The sequence below is a fragment of the Halopseudomonas sp. SMJS2 genome, assembly GCF_029866945.1.
Classification (GTDB): Bacteria; Pseudomonadota; Gammaproteobacteria; order Pseudomonadales; family Pseudomonadaceae; genus Halopseudomonas; species Halopseudomonas bauzanensis.
Genome location: NZ_CP123445.1, coordinates 1353394 through 1372747 on the forward strand (window position 1 = coordinate 1353394; position 19354 = coordinate 1372747).

Genomic DNA, 19354 nt, shown 5'->3' on the forward strand with positions numbered 1-19354 from the left:
ATTGTCGCAGCAAGCTTGCTGACGTCCAGGCGGGAAGGCCGAGGGCAGGGGTTTTGCGGATTGTAATCAGGCGCCCGAATCACTATACTCCTTGACCGGCAAAAGTGACCCATTCGGCTTCTTTCATGAAGCTGCGCCGCGCGTCATTTGGGTGTGACCCACACCTTCCTATAACCAGCCCTGACCACAGGGCCATGAGTGTGAAGATAGCCGTGAATAGCAAAAGACCTGTCAATCTAGATCTCAGGACAATCAAGCTTCCTGTTACCGCCTATACGTCTATTGCTCACCGAGTTTCGGGAGTCATCCTGTTCATCGCCATTGCAGGTCTGCTTTGGATGCTGAGCACTTCTCTGAGTTCCGAAGCCGGTTTCGAGCAAGTCAAGGCATGCCTGCAAAATCCGTTCGCCAAGCTGGTGCTCTGGGGTGTTCTGTCTGCCCTGCTGTATCACCTGGTAGCGGGTATTCGTCACCTGGTGATGGATGCTGGTGTCGGTGAAAGCCTGGAAGGTGGCCGTCTCGGCTCCAAGCTGGTGATCGTCATCGCCGTCATTCTGATTGTTCTTCTGGGAGTATGGATATGGTAACCAACGTCACCAACCTGTCGCGCAGCGGCCTGTATGATTGGATGGCGCAACGCGTTTCCGCCGTACTGCTGGCAGCCTATACGCTGTTTCTGCTCGGTTACCTGATTCTCAATCCGGGTCTGACCTATGCCGAGTGGCAGGGTCTGTTCAGTAACAACGCCATGCGCATCTTCAGTCTGCTGACGCTGGTCGCGTTGAGCGTGCATTCCTGGGTCGGTATGTGGACCATTTCTACCGACTACCTGACGCCTATGGCTTTCGGCAAAGCCGCCACCGTACTGCGCTTCCTGTTCCAGGTGGTTTGCGGTCTGGCGATGTTCGTGCTGTTCGTCTGGGGTGTACAGATCCTGTGGGGTATTTGATCAATGGCTAATATTCGTACTTTGACTTTTGACGCCATCATCGTTGGTGGTGGTGGTGCTGGCATGCGTGCAGCGCTGCAGCTGGCCCAGGGTGGTCACAAGACTGCTGTGGTAACCAAGGTGTTCCCGACCCGTTCGCACACAGTATCCGCCCAGGGCGGCATCACTTGTGCCATCGCCTCGGCGGACCCGAATGACGACTGGCGCTGGCACATGTACGACACCGTCAAGGGTTCCGACTACATCGGTGACCAGGACGCGATCGAATACATGTGTTCCGTAGGCCCCGAAGCCGTGTTCGAGCTCGAGCACATGGGCCTGCCGTTCTCCCGTACCGAGCAGGGCCGCATCTATCAGCGTCCGTTCGGTGGCCAGTCCAAGGATTATGGTAACGGCGGCCAGGCTGCCCGTACCTGTGCCGCTGCCGACCGTACTGGTCACGCGCTGCTGCACACCCTGTATCAGGCCAACATCAAGCACAACACCACCTTCCTCAACGAATGGTACGCAGTTGATCTGGTGAAGAACCAGGACGGCGCCGTCGTCGGTGTTATCGCCATCTGCATCGAAACCGGCGAAACCGTCTACATCCGCTCCAAGGCCACCGTACTGGCACCGGTGGCGCGGGCCGCATCTATGCCTCTACTACCAACGCCCTGATCAACACCGGTGACGGTGTCGGCATGGCGCTGCGCGCTGGTGTGCCGGTACAGGACATGGAAATGTGGCAGTTCCACCCGACCGGCATCGCCGGTGCCGGGGTACTGGTTACCGAAGGTTGCCGTGGTGAAGGTGGATACCTGATCAACAAGCACGGTGAGCGCTTCATGGAGCGTTATGCGCCAAACGCCAAGGACCTTGCCGGTCGTGACGTTGTGGCCCGCTCCATGGTCAAGGAAATCCTGGCTGGCAACGGCTGTGGCCCGGATGGCGACCACGTGATGCTGAAGCTGGATCACCTGGGTGAAGAAGTACTGCACAGCCGCCTGCCGGGTATCTGTGAGCTGTCCAAGACCTTCGCCCACGTTGACCCGGTTACCGCTCCGGTACCTGTCGTACCGACCTGCCATTACATGATGGGTGGTGTTGCCACCAACATTCATGGTCAGGCGATTACCCAGGATACCGCCGGCAACGATCACATCATCGATGGTCTGTTCGCCGTTGGCGAAGTGGCCTGCGTATCCGTACACGGCGCCAACCGCCTGGGTGGCAACTCGCTGCTCGACCTGGTGGTCTTCGGTCGCGCTGCCGGTCTGCACCTGGAAAGCGCACTGAAGGAAGGTATCGACTACCGCGGTGCTTCCGAGTCCGACATCGATGCCTCCCTGGCTCGCCTGTCCGGCATCAACACCCGTACCACGGGTGAAGAAGTTGCGCCCCTGCGCAAGGAACTGCAGAACTGCATGCAGAACTACTTCGGTGTATTCCGTACTGGTGAATACATGCAGAAGGGCATCAAGGAGCTGGAGAGCCTGCGCGAGCGTATTGCCAACGTCAAGATCGACGACAAGAGCAACGCGTTCAACACTGCGCGGATCGAAGCGCTGGAACTGCAGAACCTGCTGGAAGTGGCCGAAGCGACCGCTATCGCCGCTGAAGCGCGGAAGGAAAGCCGTGGCGCCCACGCTCGTGAAGACTACGAAGATCGTGACGATGAGAACTGGCTGTGCCACAGCATGTTCCATCCGCAGACCAAGCAGCTGACCAAGCGTAGCGTCAACTTCGCACCGAAAACCGTTCCGGTGTTTGAACCTAAAATCCGCACTTACTAAGGGGGTCCGGTATGTTGCAAGTCAGTATCTATCGTTACAACCCGGAGACCGACAAGGCTCCTTACATGCAGGATTTTCAGGTCGACACCGAAGGTAAAGACCTGATGGTGCTGGATGTGCTGCAGCTGGCCAAGGAGCAGGATGCGGGTCTGGGTTTCCGCCGCGCCTGCCGTGAAGGTGTCTGCGGTTCCGACGGCATGAGCATCAATGGCAAAAACGGCCTCGCTTGTATTACTCCGCTGTCTAGCGTAGTGAAGAACAACAAGCTGGTGCTGCGTCCGTTGCCAGGTTTGCCGGTAATCCGTGACCTGGTCGTCGATATGAGCATCTTCTACAAGCAGTACGAGAAAGTTCAGCCGTATCTGCAGAACGACACGCCGGCGCCGGCTATCGAGCGTCTGCAGTCGCCGGAAGAGCGGGAGAAGCTGGATGGCCTGTACGAGTGTATTCTCTGTGCATGCTGTTCCACCTCCTGCCCGTCGTTCTGGTGGAACCCGGACAAGTTCATCGGCCCCGCGGGACTGTTGCAGGCTTACCGCTTCCTGGCGGACAGCCGCGACACCGAGACCGAGAATCGTCTGGCAGCGCTGGATGACCCGTTCAGTGTGTTTCGCTGCCGCGGTATCATGAACTGCGTTAATGTGTGCCCCAAGGGTCTGAACCCGACTCGTGCTATCGGCCACATTCGCAACATGCTGTTGCAGAGCGGTACCTGATCAGTAAGTGAATCGTTCCAGCTCCGGCAACGGAGCTGGTAACCCGAACAAATCGAACCGCGCCCACAAAGCTGCGGTTTGTTAGTACCTAAACCAACAGGGGCAACGGGTAACACCCGAACTATCTGTCGGGGCCGGCAATATTCCGGTTTCGCGGAATGTGACAGAGCAGGGCGACTGGCAGGGACAATGCCGAATGCTCATCTGACTGTTCTGCACGGAGGGCAATTCATTTTGCCTATTAATGGTCTTTGCGCCAGGTGGTGTCCCCTTATAGAGGGTGACCAAGCATGCCAGACAGCGAAATGCAGCAGCTGTGGAGTACCTCTCACCTATCCGGTGGGAATGCCTCCTATGTTGAAGAGCTCTATGAGCTCTATCTGCACGATCCCAACGGTGTCGCCGAGGAATGGCGCAGCTACTTCGACAAGCTGCCCCAGATCAACGGTTTCACTGGATCGGATATTTCCCACTCCACTATCCGTGAGCACTTTCTGTCGCTCGCCCGGAACACCCGACGCCCTCAGGCGGTCAGCGGTGGCCAGGTCAGCAGTGAGCGTGACAAGAAGCAGGTAGGCGTTCTGCGCCTGATTCAGGCCTATCGGATGCGGGGCCATCAAGCATCTCCCCTTGACCCTCTGGGTCTGTGGGAGCGGGAAGAGATCGCTGATCTGACATTGGCCGAGTACGGTCTGACCGATGCCGACCTGGACACTGTGTTCCGTACCGGCGAACTGAATATCGGCAAGGAAGAAGCTCCCCTTCGCGAAATCCTCGATGCGCTGAAATCGACCTATTGCAGCACCTACGGTGCTGAATACATGCACATCGTCGATTCCAACCAGCGTCGCTGGTTCCAGCAGCGTCTGGAAAGCGTACGCGGCAAGCCGCAGCACTCGGTGGAGAGCAAGCGCCATCTGCTTGAGCGCCTGACCGCGGCCGAAGGCCTGGAAAAGTACCTGGGCACCAAATATCCCGGTACCAAACGCTTTGGTGTGGAAGGCGGCGAGAGCCTGATTCCGATGCTCGACGAGATCATCCAGCGTTCCGGCTCCTACGGTGTCAATGAGGTGGTTCTGGGCATGGCCCACCGTGGCCGCCTCAACGTGCTGATCAACACCCTGGGCAAGAACCCGCGTGATCTGTTCGACGAGTTCGAAGGCAAGAAGATGATCGACCTGGGCTCCGGTGATGTGAAGTACCACCAGGGCTTTTCCTCGAACGTCATGACCTCCGGCGGTGAAGTGCATCTGGCGCTGTCGTTCAACCCCTCGCACCTGGAAATCGTCTCTCCGGTGGTGGAAGGGTCGGTGCGTGCCCGTCAGGATCGCCGCAAGGATACCGCTGGTGACAAGGTAGTGCCGATCAGCATTCATGGTGATGCGGCATTCGCCGGGCAGGGTGTGGTCATGGAGACATTCCAGATGTCCCAGACCCGCGCCTACAAGACCGGTGGCACCATTCATATCGTGGTCAACAACCAGGTCGGCTTCACCACCAGCCGCCAGGATGATGCCCGTTCCACCGAGTATTGCACCGATATCGCCAAGATGATTCAGGCGCCGATCTTCCACGTCAACGGTGACGATCCGGAAGCGGTACTGTTCGTGACTCAGCTGGCAGTCGACTACCGCATGCAGTTCAAGCGTGACGTGGTGATCGATCTGGTGTGCTACCGCCGTCGTGGTCACAACGAAGCGGATGAGCCGTCCGGCACCCAGCCGCGCATGTACGCGATCATCGCCAAGCATCCGACTACCCGTGAGATCTATGCCAATCGCCTGGTTGAAGAAGGTGTGCTGGATGCGGAAGCGGTGCAGGCGCGGATCGAGGAATACCGTAACGCGCTGGACAACGGTGACCACGTGGTCAAGAGCCTGGTCAAGGAACCCGACACCGGTTCCTTCGTTAACTGGGCTCCCTACCTGGGGCATCAGTGGACCGCGCGTCACGATACCCGCTTTGATCTCAAGACGCTGCAGGAACTGGCCAATCGCCTGAATGACCTGCCGGATGGCCTGGTGGTACAACGTCAGGTTTCCAAGATCGTCGATGATCGGCGCAAGATGGCGGCCGGCGGCCTGGCCCTGAACTGGGGCTTCGCCGAGACCATGGCTTATGCCACGCTGGTACATGAAGGTCATCCGGTGCGCATCACGGGTCAGGACGTGGGCCGCGGTACTTTCTCCCATCGTCATGCGGTGCTGCACAACCAGAAAGAGCAGGGCGCCTACGTCCCGCTGGCCAACCTGAGCGAGAACCAGCCGCGCTTCGATATCTACGACTCGCTGTTGTCGGAAGAAGCGGTGCTGGCATTCGAGTACGGCTACGCCACCACCACGCCCAACGCGCTGGTGGTCTGGGAAGCACAGTTCGGTGACTTCGCCAACGGTGCACAGGTGGTTATCGACCAGTTCATCACCAGCGGCGAGCACAAGTGGGGTCGCCTGTGCGGCCTGACCATGCTGCTGCCGCACGGCTATGAAGGTCAGGGGCCGGAGCACTCCTCGGCACGCCTGGAGCGTTTCCTGCAGCTGTGCGCCGAGCAGAACATCCAGGTCTGCGTACCGACCACGCCAGCTCAGATCTACCATCTGCTGCGCCGTCAGGTGATCCGTCCGCTGCGCAAGCCGCTGGTAGTACTGACGCCCAAGTCTCTGTTGCGTCATAAACTGGCAATCTCGACCCTGGAAGATCTGGCTGAAGGATCCTTCCAGACCGTGATTCCCGAAGCCGATGCGATCGATCCGGCGAAGGTGGATCGCGTAGTCATGTGCAGCGGCAAGGTGTACTACGACCTGCTGGAAAAACGTCGTGCTGATGAGAACGAGAATGTTGCCATTGTCCGTATCGAGCAACTGTATCCGTTCCCCGAGGACGATCTGGCCGAGGTGCTGGCACCCTACACCAACCTGCAGAAAGTGGTCTGGTGTCAGGAAGAGCCCATGAACCAGGGCGCCTGGTACTGCAGCCAGCATCACATGCGTCGGGTACTGGCACAGCACAGCGTCAGCAATCTGTATCTGGACTACGCTGGACGAGAGGCTTCCGCGGCACCTGCCGGTGGCTATCCCTCCGTCCATGCGGAAGAACAAGCGAAACTCCTGCAAGATGCGCTCTACGCTTGAGCCTCTGCATAACACTGTTTATTTAAGGATCGACAATGGCTATTGAAATCAAGGCCCCCACATTTCCCGAATCGGTTGCCGACGGTACTGTTGCAACCTGGCACAAGCAGCCTGGCGATGCCGTCAAGCGTGATGATCTGATCGTCGATATCGAGACCGACAAGGTGGTTCTGGAAGTGTTGGCCGAGGCTGACGGCGTATTGGGCGAGATCATCAAGGGCGAAGGCGAAACCGTACTGAGCGCCGAGCTGCTGGGTACCCTGAATGAAGGCGGCGCTGCTGCTCCCCAAGCCGCTGCCGCCCCGGCCGCTGCTCCGGCTGCCGCCGCTGCACCTGCTGCTTCTGCCGCCACTGACAGCGAAGGCGACGAGCAACTGCTGAACCCCGCAGCCCGCAAGCTGGCCGAGGAAAATGGCCTGAACCCGGCGGACATCAAGGGTACCGGCAAGGGTGGTCGCATCACCAAGGAAGACGTGCTCAACGCCATCGAAGCGAAGAAATCTGCTCCGGCCGCAGCCGCTGCACCGGCTGCCAAGCCTGCTGCTGCCGCTGCGTCCAGCGTGGTGCTGAGCGAAGGTGACCGCGTCGAGAAGCGCGTGCCCATGACCCGCCTGCGCGCCCGCATCGCTGAGCGTCTGGTCGAAGCACAGTCCAGCATGGCCATGTTGACCACCTACAACGAAATCAACATGAAGCCGATCATGGACCTGCGCAAGAAGTACAAGGACCTGTTCGAGAAGAAGCACAACGGTGTGCGTCTGGGCTTCATGTCCTTCTTCGTCAAGGCTGCTACCGAGGCGCTGAAGCGCTATCCGGCAGTCAACGCCTCGATCGATGGCAAGGACATCGTCTACCACGGTTACCAGGACATCGGCGTTGCCGTATCCAGTGATCGCGGCCTGGTGGTGCCGGTACTGCGTAACACTGAATTCATGAATCTGGCACAGGTCGAAGGTACCATTGCCGAGTACGGTCGCAAGGCGCGTGACGGCAAGCTGTCCATGGAAGAAATGACTGGCGGCACCTTCACTATCTCCAACGGTGGTGTGTTCGGTTCCCTGTTGTCCTCACCGATCGTCAACCCGCCACAGGCGGCGATCCTGGGCATGCACAAGATCCAGGATCGTCCGATGGCCGTTGACGGTCAGGTGGTGATCCTGCCGATGATGTATCTGGCGCTGTCCTATGACCACCGCCTGATCGATGGCAAGGAAGCGGTGAGCTTCCTGGTCGCCATCAAGGAACTGCTGGAAGACCCGGCGCGCATGCTGCTGGACATCTGATCCAGCATCGGTGTCAGGCTTCAACGCATCAAGCGGCAAGCTGCTGGTGGCGATCCCACCGGCAGCCTTGAGCACATAGCTGCAAAAAGAGGAATTGGTTTATGAGCGATAAATTTGATGTAGTGGTCATCGGTTCAGGCCCGGGAGGCTACGTAGCCGCTATCCGCGCTGCCCAGCTGGGTCTCAAGACAGCCTGTATCGAAAAGTACAAAGGCAAGGATGACAAGCTGGCCCTGGGTGGCACCTGCCTGAACGTGGGTTGCATTCCTTCCAAGGCGCTACTGGACAGCTCCTGGAAATACCATGAGGCAAAGGATGCATTCCAGGTTCATGGCATCAGCACTGGCGAAGTGAAGATGGACGTCAGCACGATGATTGGCCGCAAGGATCAGATCGTCAAGAACCTCACCGGCGGTGTTGCCGGGCTGCTCAAGGCCAATGGCGTCACTGTTTACCAGGGTCACGGCAAGCTGCTGGCCGGCAAGCAGGTCGAAGTCACCAAGGAAGACGGCAGCAGCGAAGTGCTGGCCGCTGAAAACGTCATTCTGGCTTCCGGCTCCCGTCCGGTCGAAATTCCGCCGGCTCCGGTGGATCAGAAGATCATCGTCGACTCCACTGGTGCCCTGGACTTCGAAGCGGTTCCGGCACGTCTGGGCGTGATCGGCGCTGGCGTCATCGGTCTGGAGCTGGGTTCGGTGTGGTCCCGTCTGGGTGCGGAAGTGACCGTCATCGAGGCGCTGGACAAGTTCCTGCCCGCAGCTGACGAGCAGCTGTCCAAAGAAGCTCTGAAAATCTATACCAAGCAGGGCCTGAAGGTGCTGCTGGGCGCGCGCGTCACTGGCAGTGATGTCAAGGGCGAGGAAGTTACCGTCAAGTTCACTGATGCCAAGGGCGATCAGGAAATCACCTTCGACAAGCTGATCGTTGCCGTTGGCCGTCGTCCGGTCACCACCGATCTGCTGGCTGCCGACTCCGGTGTTACCCTGGACGAGCGCGGCTATGTCTACGTCGACGATCACTGCGCCACCTCGGTACCGGGCGTGTACGCTATCGGTGACGTGGTGCGCGGTCTGATGCTGGCGCACAAGGCGTCGGAAGAGGGCGTGGTGGTTGCCGAGCGCATCGCCGGTCACAAGGCTCAGATGAACTACGATCTGATCCCGTCCGTCATCTACACCCATCCGGAAGCCGCCTGGGTTGGCCAGAACGAGCAGCAGTTGAAGGCCGAAGGCGTTGACGTCAACGTCGGCGTGTTCCCCTTCGCTGCCAGCGGTCGTGCCATGGCTGCCAACGACACCAGTGGTTTCGTCAAGATCATCGCCTGCGCCAAGTCCGATCGCGTACTGGGTGTACACGTAATCGGCCCGAGCGCGGCCGAGCTGGTACAGCAGGGCGCCATTGCCATGGAATTCGGCACCAGCGCTGAAGATCTGGGCATGATGGTCTTTGCGCATCCGACCATGTCGGAAGCGATGAAGGAAGCTGCTCTGGCAGTGAATGGTCAGGCCATTCACATCGCCAACCGCAAGAAGCGCTGAAGAATCTTCCCGGTTGCTGCCGGCAGGTCCCGCAGGGGGCGTGCCGGTAGCCTGGTTGCCATTCACAAGGCAAGGTCAACGGATTGACCATCACCCCTGGGAGGGTGAACCGGTGTGTCGGGTTTCTGATCCGGCAGCCTGACTGGTGGCGGTGGTGCGGTAGGGCCATCGTTATTGAATTCATATGAACAACGGTACAAAAGAATGAACCTTCACGAATATCAGGGGAAGCAGCTGTTCGCTGAGTACGGCCTTCCCGTCTCCAAGGGCATTGCTGTCGAGACTCCCGAAGCAGCTGCCGAGGCGTGCGATACCATTGGTGGTACTGAGTGGGTGGTCAAGGCCCAGGTGCATGCCGGTGGTCGTGGTAAGGCTGGCGGTGTGAAGCTGGTCAAGAGCAAGGAAGACGCCAAGGCCTTCGCTGAGCAGTGGCTGGGCAAGCGCCTGGTGACCTACCAGACAGACGCCAATGGTCAGCCGGTTGCCAAGATTCTGGTTGAATCCTGCACTGATATCGACCAGGAACTGTACCTGGGTGCCGTAGTGGACCGTTCCACTCGCCGTATCGTGTTCATGGCCTCCACCGAAGGTGGTGTTGAAATCGAGAAGGTCGCCGAGGAGACTCCCGAGAAGATCCTCAAGGCTACCATCGACCCGCTGGTTGGGCCGCAGCCCTACCAGGGCCGTGACCTGGCTTTCAAACTGGGCCTCAAAGGCGACCAGATCAAGCAGTTCACCAACATCTTCGTCGGTCTGGGCAAGCTGTTTGCCGACTACGATCTGGCGCTGCTGGAAATCAACCCGCTGGTCATCAAGAAAGACGGCAACCTGCACTGCCTGGACGCCAAGATCAACATCGATGCCAACGCTCTGTACCGTCAGCCCAAGCTGCGCGCCATGCACGATCCGTCCCAGGACGATCCGCGTGAAGCCCACGCTGCCCAGTTCGAACTGAACTACGTGGCGCTGGACGGCAACATCGGCTGCATGGTCAACGGTGCTGGCCTGGCCATGGGTACCATGGACATCGTCAACCACCACGGCGGCAAGCCGGCCAACTTCCTCGATGTTGGCGGTGGCGCAACCAAGGAGCGCGTAACCGAAGCGTTCAAGATCATCCTGTCCGACACCAATGTGGCTGCGGTTCTGGTCAACATCTTCGGCGGTATCGTTCGTTGCGACATGATTGCCGAAGGCATCATTGGTGCAGTCAAGGACGTAGGTGTGAAGGTGCCGGTCGTGGTACGTCTGGAAGGCAACAATGCTGACCTGGGCGCCAAGGTCCTGGCCGAAAGTGGTTTGAACATCATCGCTGCAACCAGTCTGACCGACGCTGCAGTACAGGTCGTGAAAGCGGCGGAGGGCAAGTAATGAGCATCCTGATCGACAAGAACACCAAGGTAATCTGCCAGGGTATCACTGGTTCCCAGGGTTCCTTCCACACCGAGCAAGCCATCGAATACGGCACCAAGATGGTTGGTGGTGTTACTCCTGGTAAGGGCGGTACTACTCACCTGGGTCTGCCCGTGTTCAACACTGTTGAAGAAGCGGTCCAGGCTACTGGCGCTGAAGCAACGGTTATCTATGTTCCGGCCCCGTTCTGCAAGGACTCCATCCTTGAAGCCGCTAACGCTGGTATCAAACTGATTGTCTGCATCACCGAAGGTATCGCTACCCTCGACATGCTGGATGCCAAGGTCAAGTGTGACGAACTGGGCGTGCGTCTGATCGGGCCGAACTGCCCGGGCGTGATCACCCCCGGCGAGAGCAAGATCGGCATCATGCCCGGTCACATCCACCTGCCGGGCAAGGTCGGTATCGTGTCGCGCTCCGGCACCCTGACCTATGAAGCGGTCAAGCAGACCACTGACGCCGGTTTCGGTCAGTCCAGCTGTGTTGGTATCGGTGGTGACCCGATCCCGGGCTCCAACTTCATCGACATTCTGGAAATGTTCCAGAACGACCCGCAGACCGAAGCGATCGTCATGATCGGCGAGATCGGTGGTAGCGCTGAAGAAGAAGCTGCCGCCTACATCAAGGCCAATGTGACCAAGCCGGTTGTGTCCTACATCGCAGGTGTTACTGCTCCGGCAGGCAAGCGCATGGGTCACGCTGGTGCGATCATCTCCGGCGGCAAGGGTACTGCCGACGAGAAGTTCGCCGCACTGGAAGATGCTGGCGTGAAGACCGTGCGTTCGCTTGCCGATATCGGCAAGGCACTGTCGGAACTGACCGGCTGGGCAATGAAGTAATACTTCTGCGCCATTAAAAAGCCCCGCTTCGGCGGGGCTTTTTTGTGGGTGCGATAGGCGCTGTTCCACTGCAGGGCGGGTCAACATGGGCCTTTGCCCTTCTGGCTGTTTATAATGCCGGTGATTTTTGCCTGTACCGGGCAGACTGCACAGAAGAATTTCGATGAAAACACTATCTCCGGCTAACCTCATAGCCCTTGGCTTTATGACTTTTGCCCTGTTTCTCGGGGCTGGCAACATCATCTTTCCACCCAGTGCCGGCCTGTCCGCTGGCGTGAACATGTGGCCCACGGCCGCTGGGTTTCTGCTGACCGCGGTAGGCTTGCCATTGTTGACGCTGGTGGCCCTGGCCCGGGTGGGCGGTGGTATCCAGGAACTGACTGCGCCGCTGGGGCGCCTCCCGGGACTGTGCCTGGCCGTCCTGGTTTACCTGTCCATTGGGCCGCTGTTCGCTACGCCGCGCACGGCGGTTGTATCTTATGAAGTCGGCGTCGTCGGTCTGGTAGGTGACAGTTGGCAGACCTTGTTGATCTACTCGCTGCTGTACTTTGCCGTGGTGCTGGCGTTGGCGCTCAAGCCCGGCCGGCTGGTGGACAACATCGGCAAGTTGATCACTCCGGTGTTGCTGCTGGCGTTGGTGGTTCTTGGGCTGTCTGCGGTGCTGTTCCCTCTGGGCGAGGTGGGCGCGCCCATACCGACCTATCGCGACAGCCCACTGGTCGAAGGTGTGCTGCAAGGCTATCTGACCATGGACGCGCTGGGCGCCCTGGTGTTCGGTGTGGTGATCACCCGGGCGATTCGGGACCGCCAGGTGCAGGAAACCCATATCATCACCCGGTACACCGTTATCGCGGCGATCATCGCGGCGATTGGTCTGGCCCTCGTCTACCTTGCCCTGTTCCAGCTCGGCGGTACCAGCAGTGCGCTGGTAGAGCCCGGCGCCAATGGCGGTGAGATTCTGGCGGCGTTCGTACAGCATCGTTTCGGCAACCTCGGCAGCCTGTTGCTGGCAGTGGTTATCACGCTGGCCTGCCTGACCACCGCGGTGGGGCTGATATCTGCCTGTGGCGCCTTCTTCAGCCGCGAGTTCCCGGTCAGTTATGCGCAGGTGGTCTGGGTCTTCACCATCTTCTGCATGGCGGTAGCCAACCAGGGGCTGGACAGCCTGATCCGGGTCTCCATTCCGGTGCTGGTGGGGCTGTATCCGCTGGCGATCGTGCTGGTATGTCTTGGTCTGTTCATACCCGGCTGGCAGCGCCCGCAAAACATCATGCGCCCGGTGATGCTGGTGGCCCTGGTCTTTGGCATCATCGATGGCCTGAAGGCCGCCGGGTTCATCGAGCGGGACGTGGCCTGGCTCAGTTCACTGCCATTCACCTCACAGGGGCTGGGCTGGCTGGTGCCGGCTATCATCATGCTGATCGTGGCATTGGTGGTTGATCGCCTGCGCCACCCCAGGGGGCAACAGGCTTGATGGCATGTTTGAAGGAGAGGGAATGACCGGGCTACCCGATGCGGGATCGCTGTGGCTGAATCTCGCGGCACTGTGCTGGTTCATGTTCTGCTGGGTGGGCTACACGCGTTATGCCTGGCATCGGGGACGCGATACGCCTTGCCTGGCGAGTGTGTTGCATCTGTATCGCAAGGATTGGATGAGCCGGCTGCTGCTGCGTGAGCAGCGCATCGCCGATGCCAGCCTGATCAGCAACCTGGAGCGCAATACCTCGTTCTTCGCCTCCAGTACGTTGCTGATCCTGGCGGGTCTGATCACGGTGATGGGGGCCAGCGACCAGGCGCAGAATCTGCTGCACGATCTGCCCTTCGTGGCGCCGGTCAGCCGCGAGGTCTCGGAGATGAAATTGCTGATCATGCTCGGCATTTTTGTCTACGCCTTCTTTACTTTCTCCTGGGCCATGCGCCAATACAACTTTGCCTCGGTGCTGTTCGGTGCGGCGCCGCTGGTAGGGGAGAAGCATGTCAGTGAGATCGAGCGTAAGGCCTTCACCAGTCGGGCGGCCAAGGTGTTGTCCAAAGCAGCGCACTCGTTCAACCTGGGGCTGCGTTCCTATTATTTCGCCCTGGCGACCCTCAGCTGGTTCATCAATCCCTGGGTGTTCATGATGATGACCACCGGCGTGGTGTACGTGTTGTACCGCCGGGAGTTTCGCTCTGCTGTACTGGAAGTGCTGATGGCGACGCCGACCCACTTTCCCGAATCGTCGGCCGAAGAGACCGCGAAACCGGAGCAGTGAGTGGTAGAAACATTACCGGCCGCAGAAGCGGCCGGTAATGTCGTGGGATACAGCAAATGAGCCAGCTTTATTCGGTCACAGCGGCCTTGATGTCCTCACCTTTCTCTTCCAGGTAAGCAGCCGAGTCGTCATAGGCTTCACCGATCCGCTCACCGGCTTCATCAAGATTTTCTTCGATCCTTTCCCCGGTGGTAGGTTCGTTGTTGAAGGTCTGGTCGGCCTTCTGCTCGATGGCCTCGCCCGCATCCTCGGCAGCGTCACCCATGTTTTCCATCGCATCGGACATCGACTCCTGGGCCGACTCCATCTTGTCTTCCGGCTCGTCCTGGCAGGCTGCCAGCAAACCGAAACTAGCTATCAGGACGGCAGTTGCGCAAAGCTTTTTCATCTGATTCTCCAAGTGATGATTCACGAGAACTTAGTCCAACCGGAACGGCAAGAGTTCCCGCTGCGCTTAAATGAAGTCGGATATCGCCGCTGCTTTGGCGCCAACATGCCGCGATCTGTTAAAATCCATCCACTTTTACCCTGTCCGGTATGGATAACCTATGACCATCGAACAACGCGCGCAGAGCTTCCTTTCCGTGCTGCGCCACTGTCAACTGCTCGGCATGACGGTAGAACAGGCTGACGAGAACGGGCTGGTGATCAAGCTGCCCTACAGCGACCTCATCATTGGTAATCCGGTGACCGGAGTGGTCCATGGCGGGGCCATCACGACATTGATGGATACCTGTTGCGGTATATCGACGGTCTGTTATCTGGATGAGTTCGAGATCTGTCCGACGTTGGACCTGCGCATCGATTACATGCATCCGGCTGAACCCGGAGCGCCGATTTTCGGTTTTGCCGAATGCTACCGGGTGACCCCGACAGTGATCTTTACCCGTGGGGTGGCTTATCAGCAGAGTCGTGAAGAGCCGCTGGCCCATGTTGTTGGTACCTTCATGCGCATGGGTAAGGGAGCGATTGATAGCCAGAAGGTGCCGGCTGCGTCGGGAGGAACAGCATGAACGAGCATATAGAACAGCTGGTGCGGGATGCCCATGAGTCCGGTGACTACATGCCGCTGATCGCAGAAATTCCTTACGCCCGCATGCTCGGGATACGGGTGATGCGCCTCGGTGAGGAAATGATCTTTCATCTGCCGATCAAGGCTGACAACATCGGTAACCCGATGCTGCCGGCGCTGCACGGTGGCGTGCTGGCTGGGTTCATGGAGCAGGCGGCGATGCTGCACCTGATGACCTCCATGCATAGCCAGACCTTCCCGAAGATCATCGACTTTTCCGTGGATTATCTGCGGGCCGGGCTGTCGCGTGATACCTATGCCACCTGCCAGGTATGGCGTCAGGGCCGCCGAGTGGGTAATGTGGCCATTACCGCCTGGCAAACCCGCTCGGAAGAACCGGTAGCCACTGCGCGAGCGCATTTCAAGCTGGATTGAACAGGCATTCTGGCGCCAAAAGGAGATAGTCGAGACATGGAAGCCTTGATGATATTGGCCGGTGGGCTGTTGTTGGTGCTGGGCTGGTTCTGGTTGGTGATTGCAGCCATCCGTCTGTCCGTAGGCCGCATGCTGGTGGCCTTGTTTCTTGCTCCCCTCACTCTGTTTCTGCGTGGCCGCGGCTATCCGACCTGGCCGCGTTTGCTGTTGTTGCTGGGTATCGTCAGTCTGGTGGTCGGTACCCTTGAACTGCAGCGCCAGCAGCCCGAGCGGCTGGATCTGCTGTTGAGTGGCCACTGGTCCGCCGCCGCGCCGGCCACCAGCGATCTGCAGGGCACCATCATGGGGCAACCCTTTGTTCCCGAGCGGATAGTCTGGCGTGGTGAGGATCTGGTTTTCGAGGAAGGTCCGCCAGAGCGGCTGCGCCGGGTGCTGACCATTCGTTTCGCTGGCGCTCGCAGCTTGTTGCAGGAGCCAGTGGTCCAGCGTCTGCCCGGTGACGAGGGCGAGTGGCCCGAGCTGGTACTGCAGTGGTACTCAGGCGCGCTGGCGGCGCCGGGGCTGCGCAAGGTAGTGGATGACTACAGCCTGAGCCTGGATTTCGGCGAGCCGGTGCAAGGGCGGGTCGAAGGGCGTATCCACCTACATCTGCCGACCATCTACAGCACCTGGCTGACCGGTCGCATTGAGTTGGCGTCGGTACCGCCATGGTTGCTCGAACGCGAGCAGGCCGAGCAGCTTGCGCAAGAACAGGCAGCCGCCCATGCCGCTGCAGCTGTCGCTCGGGAGGAGGGTCGACAGCCAGGGGAGGAGAAGGAATGGCAAGAGCTGAGCCTGCTGGCACTTATTGACGAGCCCGCGCTATTCAGTGGCTCGGCGGTGCGTCTGACGACCTGGTCGGGCCGGGTGCACCTGGGTACCTTCCGTGAGCTCAGCGCGGAACAGCGGCTGATTCTCGCCCAGGCCCGGGGCGCGGATCAGGTCGAGCTGCATTTTCATCCGCTGGACATTCGTATGATCGAGTCGCGCGCCACGCCTTGAAATACGACCGCAGCATCCCCATCAAGGATCCATCCGCCCGCCCACGCGTGGGCCAACAATCCTTGTGAAACATGGAGATACTGCAAACATGACCGTGGAAGCCCAAAAGGAAACGCTCGGATTCCAGACCGAGGTGAAGCAACTGCTGCACCTGATGATCCATTCGATGTACTCGAACAAGGAGATCTTTCTCCGCGAGCTGATTTCCAACGCGTCGGACGCATCGGACAAACTGCGCTTCGAGGCGATCGCCAAGCCTGAGCTGCTGGAAGACGATCCGAACCTGCGTATCCGCATCAGTGCTGACGAACAGGCGAAGACGCTGACCATCGAGGACAACGGCATCGGCATGTCCCGCGATGAAGTCATCAGCCATCTGGGCACCATCGCCAAATCCGGCACCGCTGCCTTCATGCAGCAGTTGACCGGTGACCAGAAGAAGGACGCCAGTCTGATTGGCCAGTTCGGCGTGGGCTTCTACAGTGCCTTCATCGTCGCCGATAAGGTGGAAGTGTTTACCCGTCGGGCCGGCGCCAGCGCCGCGGAAGGGGTGCGCTGGGAATCGGCGGGCGAAGGCGATTTCACCATCGAGAATATCGACAAGCCCGAGCGCGGCACCCGTATCGTTCTGCATCTCAAGGCAGACGAGAGCGAGTTCGCCGATGGCTGGCGCCTGCGCAACATCATCAAGAAGTATTCCGACCATATCTCCCTGCCCATCGAGCTGCCGAAGCAGCAGATGGGTGAAGAGCAGGACCAGCCGGCTGAGCCGGAGTGGGAAAGCGTCAACCGCGCCAGCGCCCTGTGGACCCGTCCGCGTACCGAGGTCAAGGAAGAGGAATACCAGGAGTTCTACAAGCATGTTGCCCACGACTTCGAGAACCCGCTGAGCTGGAGCCACAACAAGGTCGAAGGCAAGCTGGAGTACACCAGCCTGTTGTATGTGCCGGGTCGTGCACCGTTCGATCTGTACCAGCGCGAGGCGCCGCGGGGCTTGAAATTGTATGTGCAGCGCGTATTCATCATGGATGACGCCGAGCAGTTCCTGCCGCTGTACCTGCGTTTCATCAAGGGTGTGGTCGACTCCAACGACCTGTCACTGAACGTTTCCCGCGAGATCCTGCAGAAGGATCCGGCCATCGACAGCATGAAGTCGGCACTGACCAAGCGTGTGCTCGACATGCTGGAGAAACTGGCGAAGAACGATGCGGAGCAGTACGCCGCCTTCTGGAAGGCCTTCGGCAGCGTGATGAAGGAAGGCCCGGCGGAAGACTTCGCCAACCGCGAGAAGATTGCTGGTCTGTTGCGCTTCGCTTCCACCGCGCAGAACGACGACAGCGAAGTGGTCAGCCTGGATGCCTATATCGAGCGCATGCAGGAAGGTCAGGACAAGATCTACTACCTCACCGGTGAGCGCTACAGCCAGGTCAAGAACAGCCCGCATCTGGAGATCTTCCGCAAGAAAGGCATCGAGGTGTTGCTGCTGACCGACCGGATCGACGAGTGGCTGATGAGCCATCTGAGCGAATACCAGGGCAAGCAGTTCGTCGACGTCGCCCGTGGCGATCTGGACCTGGGCAAGCTGGAAGGCGAGGAAGACAAGCAGGCGCAGGACGAAGTGGCCAAGGCCAAGGCGGACCTGGTGCAGCGGGTCAAGGATGTGCTCAAGGACAGCGTGGACGAGGTCAAGGTCTCCCATCGTCTGACCGACTCACCGGCGGTGCTGGTGGTCACTGAAGACGGCATGGGCCTGCAGATGCGCAAGATCCTCGAAGCCACCGGCCAGAAGGCGCCGGAAAGCAAGCCGATCCTGGAGATCAACCCGGCGCACCCGCTGCTGGACAAGCTCGATCAGGAACAGGACGAGGACCGCTTTGCCGACCTCACCCATATCCTCTTCGACCAGGCGGCCCTGGCTGCCGGCGAAGCCCTGCAGGACCCGGGCAGCTACGTACGCCGCCTGAACGCGCTGCTGGTGGAACTGAGCAAGTAAACCTCTGCGCGATAAAAACGCCCGGCCCGGATTTCCGCGCCGGGCGTTTTTTCTTTCCCCATCGTCTATTCTTGCTGTTCAACACTCCTGCAAGGGACATCTGCATGAAGAAGACACTCACCACTCTCTTGATGACCGCGACGGTCGGGTTGGCGCAGGCGGATATGATTACGCACACAGTGGATTACGAAATCGATGGCGAGGCCTATCAGGGCTTGCTGGTGTATGACGAGGCGGTGACGGAGCCGCGTCCGGGTCTGTTGATGGTGCCGAACTGGATGGGCGTCACCGACAACGCGGCGAAGAAGGCCTACCGTGCTGCGGGTACCGATTATGTGGTGTTCATCGCTGACCTGTATGGCCGGGATATTCGCCCGACCGATGCGAAGCAGGCGAGCGCGGCGGCGGGGGAGGTACGTTCTGATCGTGCCGTGATGCGCAAGCGGGTCAATGCCGCTCTGGAAGTCTTCAAGGCGCAAAGCGATACGGTCGCGCTGGATACCCAGCGGCTGGGCGCCATCGGCTTCTGTTTCGGCGGCACGGCGGTATTGGAGCTGGCCCGCTCGGGTACCGAGATCGGCGGCGTGGTGTCCTTCCACGGTAATCTGGATACGCCGGACCCGGATGCTGCCAAGGCTATCCGGATGCCGCTGTTGGTGCTGCATGGGGCGGATGATCCCTACGTGCCGCCGGAGCAGGTGGCAGCCTTCGAACAGGAAATGCGCAACGCTGGCGTGGCGGACTGGCAGTTGCTCAGTTACGGCGGGGCAGTGCATTCGTTCACCGACCCATCGGCCAACGTGAAGGGCCAGGCCCAATACCATCCGCGGGTCGCTGAGCGCGCCTTCATGCAAATGCGCAGCTTCTTCGGCGAAGTGCTCGCCGACTGAAGTCGCCGGTGCTATGCATAATGCCATCGCGACTTCACCTTAACGGGTGATATTCAGCGAACTGATGAAGATATGATGCGACTAGAGCTT

Annotated in this window: 16 protein-coding genes and 1 pseudogene; 16 read left to right on the forward strand and 1 reads right to left on the reverse strand. The window is 59.5% G+C overall.

The window, feature by feature from the left end:
• Nucleotides 1–200 precede the first annotated feature (200 nt).
• The 11 genes and pseudogenes from sdhC to QAO71_RS06505 all read left to right on the forward strand — a co-directional run bounded on the left by sdhC (nucleotide 201) and on the right by QAO71_RS06505 (nucleotide 13893).
• Nucleotides 201–587: a succinate dehydrogenase, cytochrome b556 subunit gene (gene sdhC / locus QAO71_RS06455; RefSeq protein ID WP_136869964.1), complete on the forward strand. Its 387-nt coding sequence runs from the start codon at nucleotides 201–203 to the stop codon at nucleotides 585–587.
• Nucleotides 581–949, forward strand: a complete 369-nt coding sequence (gene sdhD, locus QAO71_RS06460; protein WP_136869808.1) for a succinate dehydrogenase, hydrophobic membrane anchor protein — start codon at nucleotides 581–583, stop codon at nucleotides 947–949. The genes sdhC and sdhD overlap by 7 nt, the downstream gene beginning before the upstream one ends.
• A 3-nt stretch (nucleotides 950–952) precedes the next feature.
• Nucleotides 953–2724 (forward strand): annotated as a pseudogene (sdhA, locus tag QAO71_RS06465) (succinate dehydrogenase flavoprotein subunit).
• A gap of 11 nt (nucleotides 2725–2735) precedes the next feature.
• Entirely contained in the window at nucleotides 2736–3440 is a 705-nt protein-coding gene (locus tag QAO71_RS06470; protein WP_036992524.1) for a succinate dehydrogenase iron-sulfur subunit, read from the forward strand.
• A gap of 290 nt (nucleotides 3441–3730) precedes the next feature.
• Nucleotides 3731–6568, forward strand: coding sequence for a 2-oxoglutarate dehydrogenase E1 component (locus tag QAO71_RS06475; RefSeq protein ID WP_280165522.1), 2838 nt, complete (start codon nucleotides 3731–3733; stop codon nucleotides 6566–6568).
• Nucleotides 6569–6603: 35 nt separating this feature from the next.
• Nucleotides 6604–7851, forward strand: coding sequence for a 2-oxoglutarate dehydrogenase complex dihydrolipoyllysine-residue succinyltransferase (gene odhB, locus QAO71_RS06480; RefSeq protein ID WP_074780102.1), 1248 nt, complete (start codon nucleotides 6604–6606; stop codon nucleotides 7849–7851).
• Nucleotides 7852–7952: 101 nt separating this feature from the next.
• Complete coding sequence (gene lpdA, locus QAO71_RS06485; RefSeq protein WP_074780099.1) at nucleotides 7953–9389, forward strand: dihydrolipoyl dehydrogenase; 1437 nt, start codon at nucleotides 7953–7955, stop codon at nucleotides 9387–9389.
• 204 nt (nucleotides 9390–9593) lie between these two features.
• Nucleotides 9594–10760: an ADP-forming succinate--CoA ligase subunit beta gene (gene sucC, locus QAO71_RS06490; protein WP_036992520.1), complete on the forward strand. Its 1167-nt coding sequence runs from the start codon at nucleotides 9594–9596 to the stop codon at nucleotides 10758–10760.
• Entirely contained in the window at nucleotides 10760–11641 is an 882-nt protein-coding gene (gene sucD / locus QAO71_RS06495; protein WP_036992518.1) for a succinate--CoA ligase subunit alpha, read from the forward strand. Before sucC ends, sucD begins: the two co-directional genes overlap by 1 nt.
• A 163-nt stretch (nucleotides 11642–11804) precedes the next feature.
• On the forward strand, nucleotides 11805–13115 hold the full coding sequence (gene brnQ / locus QAO71_RS06500; RefSeq protein ID WP_036992516.1) for a branched-chain amino acid transport system II carrier protein: 1311 nt from the start codon (nucleotides 11805–11807) through the stop codon (nucleotides 13113–13115).
• A gap of 22 nt (nucleotides 13116–13137) precedes the next feature.
• Nucleotides 13138–13893 (forward strand): DUF599 family protein, encoded by a 756-nt coding sequence (locus tag QAO71_RS06505; protein ID WP_051611327.1) that lies wholly within the window; start codon nucleotides 13138–13140, stop codon nucleotides 13891–13893.
• Nucleotides 13894–13960: 67 nt separating this feature from the next.
• Here QAO71_RS06505 and QAO71_RS06510 read toward each other — a convergent pair whose 3' ends face one another.
• Nucleotides 13961–14281 carry a hypothetical protein gene (locus QAO71_RS06510; RefSeq protein ID WP_036992515.1) on the reverse strand — a complete coding sequence of 107 codons (321 nt, stop codon included), beginning with the start codon at nucleotides 14279–14281 and terminating at the stop codon, nucleotides 13961–13963.
• A gap of 160 nt (nucleotides 14282–14441) precedes the next feature.
• On the opposite strand from QAO71_RS06510, the gene QAO71_RS06515 reads away from it, so the two are divergent.
• The 5 genes from QAO71_RS06515 to QAO71_RS06535 all read left to right on the forward strand — a co-directional run bounded on the left by QAO71_RS06515 (nucleotide 14442) and on the right by QAO71_RS06535 (nucleotide 19264).
• Nucleotides 14442–14906 carry a PaaI family thioesterase gene (locus tag QAO71_RS06515; RefSeq protein ID WP_036992514.1) on the forward strand — a complete coding sequence of 155 codons (465 nt, stop codon included), beginning with the start codon at nucleotides 14442–14444 and terminating at the stop codon, nucleotides 14904–14906.
• Nucleotides 14903–15340, forward strand: coding sequence for a PaaI family thioesterase (locus QAO71_RS06520; protein ID WP_036992513.1), 438 nt, complete (start codon nucleotides 14903–14905; stop codon nucleotides 15338–15340). The genes QAO71_RS06515 and QAO71_RS06520 overlap by 4 nt, the downstream gene beginning before the upstream one ends.
• A gap of 36 nt (nucleotides 15341–15376) precedes the next feature.
• On the forward strand, nucleotides 15377–16381 hold the full coding sequence (locus tag QAO71_RS06525; RefSeq protein WP_036992512.1) for a hypothetical protein: 1005 nt from the start codon (nucleotides 15377–15379) through the stop codon (nucleotides 16379–16381).
• A gap of 88 nt (nucleotides 16382–16469) precedes the next feature.
• Entirely contained in the window at nucleotides 16470–18374 is a 1905-nt protein-coding gene (gene htpG, locus QAO71_RS06530) for a molecular chaperone HtpG (protein WP_136869813.1), read from the forward strand.
• Nucleotides 18375–18478: 104 nt separating this feature from the next.
• Entirely contained in the window at nucleotides 18479–19264 is a 786-nt protein-coding gene (locus QAO71_RS06535; RefSeq protein WP_074780087.1) for a dienelactone hydrolase family protein, read from the forward strand.
• Nucleotides 19265–19354 lie beyond the last annotated feature (90 nt).

Bases quoted from the DNA above. Each gene is read 5' to 3' on its own strand.
- sdhD (WP_136869808.1), top strand. From the start codon at position 581: ATGGTAACCAACGTCACCAACCTGTCGCGCAGCGGCCTGTATGATTGG.
- QAO71_RS06470 (WP_036992524.1), top strand. From the start codon at position 2,736: ATGTTGCAAGTCAGTATCTATCGTTACAACCCGGAGACCGACAAGGCT.
- QAO71_RS06475 (WP_280165522.1), top strand. From the start codon at position 3,731: ATGCCAGACAGCGAAATGCAGCAGCTGTGGAGTACCTCTCACCTATCC.
- odhB (WP_074780102.1), top strand. From the start codon at position 6,604: ATGGCTATTGAAATCAAGGCCCCCACATTTCCCGAATCGGTTGCCGAC.
- lpdA (WP_074780099.1), top strand. From the start codon at position 7,953: ATGAGCGATAAATTTGATGTAGTGGTCATCGGTTCAGGCCCGGGAGGC.
- sucC (WP_036992520.1), top strand. From the start codon at position 9,594: ATGAACCTTCACGAATATCAGGGGAAGCAGCTGTTCGCTGAGTACGGC.
- sucD (WP_036992518.1), top strand. From the start codon at position 10,760: ATGAGCATCCTGATCGACAAGAACACCAAGGTAATCTGCCAGGGTATC.
- brnQ (WP_036992516.1), top strand. From the start codon at position 11,805: ATGAAAACACTATCTCCGGCTAACCTCATAGCCCTTGGCTTTATGACT.
- QAO71_RS06505 (WP_051611327.1), top strand. From the start codon at position 13,138: ATGACCGGGCTACCCGATGCGGGATCGCTGTGGCTGAATCTCGCGGCA.
- QAO71_RS06510 (WP_036992515.1), bottom strand. From the start codon at position 14,281: ATGAAAAAGCTTTGCGCAACTGCCGTCCTGATAGCTAGTTTCGGTTTG.
- QAO71_RS06515 (WP_036992514.1), top strand. From the start codon at position 14,442: ATGACCATCGAACAACGCGCGCAGAGCTTCCTTTCCGTGCTGCGCCAC.
- QAO71_RS06520 (WP_036992513.1), top strand. From the start codon at position 14,903: ATGAACGAGCATATAGAACAGCTGGTGCGGGATGCCCATGAGTCCGGT.
- QAO71_RS06525 (WP_036992512.1), top strand. From the start codon at position 15,377: ATGGAAGCCTTGATGATATTGGCCGGTGGGCTGTTGTTGGTGCTGGGC.
- htpG (WP_136869813.1), top strand. From the start codon at position 16,470: ATGACCGTGGAAGCCCAAAAGGAAACGCTCGGATTCCAGACCGAGGTG.
- QAO71_RS06535 (WP_074780087.1), top strand. From the start codon at position 18,479: ATGAAGAAGACACTCACCACTCTCTTGATGACCGCGACGGTCGGGTTG.